The sequence below is a fragment of the Oleiphilus sp. HI0117 genome, from assembly GCF_001635235.1.
Genome location: NZ_LWGA01000802.1, coordinates 1 through 3,084 on the forward strand (window position 1 = coordinate 1; position 3,084 = coordinate 3,084).

Annotated in this window: 3 protein-coding genes; 2 read left to right on the plus strand and 1 reads right to left on the minus strand. The window is 45.5% G+C overall.

Going from position 1 to position 3,084, the window contains the following annotated elements; translation table 11 throughout:
• Positions 1-1,099: FAD-dependent oxidoreductase (locus A3757_RS13210; protein ID WP_068739764.1), on the plus strand; the 1,099-nt coding region annotated here is incomplete at its 5' end.
• 62 nt (positions 1,100-1,161) lie between these two features.
• A complete protein-coding gene (locus tag A3757_RS13215) occupies positions 1,162-1,713 on the plus strand; it encodes a hypothetical protein (protein ID WP_068509538.1) in 552 nt (183 codons plus the stop codon).
• Between the two features lie 628 nt (positions 1,714-2,341).
• On the opposite strand, the gene A3757_RS13220 is transcribed toward A3757_RS13215, so the two are convergent.
• Positions 2,342-3,084, minus strand: a 743-nt coding sequence (locus A3757_RS13220; protein WP_197470037.1) for an efflux RND transporter periplasmic adaptor subunit, incomplete at its 5' end; no start/stop codon positions are given.

Sequence of the window (3,084 nt, forward strand, 5' to 3'; positions counted from 1 at the left end):
AATGCAACGATGGTGGTCTCTCGTTGGCAGTGATATCACTCGTTACAGTGATAGCGTCTCTCGCTATAGCTTTAAACATGGTACGCAAAGTTTAATCAATGCCATGCTGGATGATGGTCGCCCTGACGTGGAATTGGGTACGCCAGTGAAGGAAGTTCATGATCTTGGGGATCACGTAAAAATAATCACCAGCACAGGCAAAACATTTACCTGCCGGTCCACGATTAGCGCAGTCCCCATGAACGTACTATCCAAGATTCAATTTTCGCCTGCGCTACTATCACAAAAGGTGAGAGCGTCCGAGGAAGGTCATGCCGGCTCTGGAATGAAGTTCTACATTCGCATCCGACAGAATATAAAGCCCATCTTAATGTTGGCCTCGGAGCAAGACCCTATAAGCACCATTATGACCATGGCCAGCCCTAACGAAGGCACTAATCTCGTGGCTTTTTCCACTGATCCGTCACAAATTGACCCCAACAACCACGCGCAAGTCCAAAAATTATTGCGCCGCTTTCTACCGGATGTTGATGTGGTGGATACCCTACACTATGACTGGCACCTGGACCCTTACTCAAAGGGTACTTGGTGCGTTCTGAAAAAAGGTCAATTGACGAATTCGATTACTGCATTACGCGAACCCCAAGGGCGAATATATTTTGCCGGTGGCGATATTGACTTAGGCTGGCGCGGATTTATCGACGGCGCTATTGCGACGGGTAACCAAGTTGGCCAAAAAGTGGCTCGTCTACTAAACGCACGCACGACCCCAATTTATAAAACAGAAAAAATGGCAGCCGGCGCTCACATAGACACAACCCTTAATCAATGCACCGTGTGTCACAGTACAGACGCATCCGGAAAAGCAAGTGTTGGTCCCAATCTTAGAGGTAAATACGGACAACCCGCCGCTTCGGCTAGCAATTTTAACTACTCGTCGGGTTTATCTGAGAGCAATCTCACTTGGAACGAAGCCAATCTGGATCGTTTCTTGGAAGACCCCGCCGGAACAGTGCCTGGTACCACTATGGGCTTTGGGGGGATAAAAGACCCCAACGAAAGGAACGCCATCATTGAAGCCCTCCGTGCACTTAAATAGGCAAGAAAAACCATTGGTAGCACCATCCTAACAAACCAGCGTAATGTGGATAGGAAATGAATATGAAAATGTACCCGATTTTAGCGTATCTATGTGCTCTATTGATATCGGACGTAGTGAGTGCAAGTGACATTAATAATGACAGAGACAACGAAGAAATTTATCGAAAACTACTAAAAATCGAATACAACAATCGTGTATTTGCTTATCTTTCAACTCAAATCATCGCAAAAAACCGAGAGGGTTCTCCAATGGGGGAGTTTTATCAAGCGTATTATCGGTTGGAGGTGTTGAACAAAAGCCTCTATGAGAATATGGAAAAGAAACTTAACTTTGAATACCAGCCCAATCTGTTTACTCGTACTCGTGGAAAGTTAACCGGGTATATCTCCTCTGTTCTGCCTGTTACAGCAGGTATGCTTGTATCTATCATTCAACCATACGTGGAAAAGCTTACCGTATTAAATCAAGTTTCCCCAGCAGAGCACAGTAAGTTCTTCAGCTATGTACTTGCGCAAGAAAAAGCTCAGCTTAAAGCCTCACAGGTGGCAGTAGAGAGAGGCTGGTCAGAGGGGGCTAAGGTTTTAAGAGAGTTTATTGAAAATCAAAAATAATCCCAAAATTAATGTTCTGGACTGCCCGGCGTTTCATAAACATTTCCGAGCTATTATTGTTGTATGGCTACTTTAATGAGCTGTTGAGCAAGAATTGGACCTTCTATTTCACTAAATTTTATTGGTTCTTTCGGGGGCGGGTGATAGTAGATTTGATGCTGAGGCGGTCATGGGGGCGTAGAGGACATTCTTTTAATGCATGAGCTCTGTCTAGCGAATTCAAGCTGTGGGGGCTATCTAGAAGAATTAATTACATAAAAGGGGGGCTGATAAGGCCCTTTCTTCGTCTTCTGAGTAATAGTTTCCTAAAAGAACAAATATTGGCCTCGCAACATCAATATCTGGGTGTTGATCTCAGGTGAAATTCATGTGTGGGACTTTTTACGGTGTTGCCTTGGATCCGGTTTCGGGTTGAAAGTCTCATAACGCATGAGATAAAAATTTGATATGGGTACAAGCACCGTGATAGATACTTTTAGTCCTCATTTGGTTGCAGCCATAATTGGTTTGGTTGTCGAGATAATTGGTTGGTGTAAAGACATGATCCAATAAGGTTTAATCCAATCTAATAGTAAAGTGTAACTTATGGTGTAGCTTTTCTCTTCGGGGCTAAAAAAATCGTTATAAATCAAAGCTCAAGTACTGCTGCATCATGAGTCATGGATTGATGTTGGTTGTGATCCATTTCCAAAACGTCATGACTAATAGAAGACTCACCATCGGCCATCGGCATGTCATCCGTAACGGTGTCGGGTCGATGGATCTGGCTGATCACATAGTTGTTGTCGCCCTCTCTTGTAATTTCTACGTGAAGAGTCATATCAGACTGTAAACCTTGAAGGTCTACATTTTTTGCGGCGGTAAAATTCATGGTCATGGCCGGCCATTGCCAGTCATCAATGGCATCATGCGCCAGCGTCAACATCCGGTGTTCGGGCATCAGGCTTTTAAGACGTGCGCCGACCCAGACCGATGTGGGAGCCATAGTCTCAGCCTTATCATCCGAACCATGATTCATGCGCCGAAAGTCCGAGGTTTTGCTGGACTCGGAATCAATCAGGAATTGTGCTGACGTCACAATGCGGTCGCCCTCATCAAGTCCCAATATGATTTCCGCCTGCTCATCGTTGATATTCCCAACCTGTACAGCAACGGATTTAAAACGGCCTTCGCCCTTGGCCAGCACAACACGGGATTGACTGCCGGTACGGATCAGCGCCTGACGGGGAATCAACAGAGTATCGTCCATCGGTGCCGTCTCAATGCGCATCTGCGCAAACATGCCCGGCTTCAGATAACCATCGGGATTGTGAAAATGTACTCGTATCTGTGCGGTGCGAGTCTTGGTGTTAAGGCTCGGGTAGACATAAT

Coding starts and splice junctions, on each gene's coding strand:
- A3757_RS13215 (WP_068509538.1), top strand. CDS start 1,162: ATGAAAATGTACCCGATTTTAGCGTATCTATGTGCTCTATTGATATCG.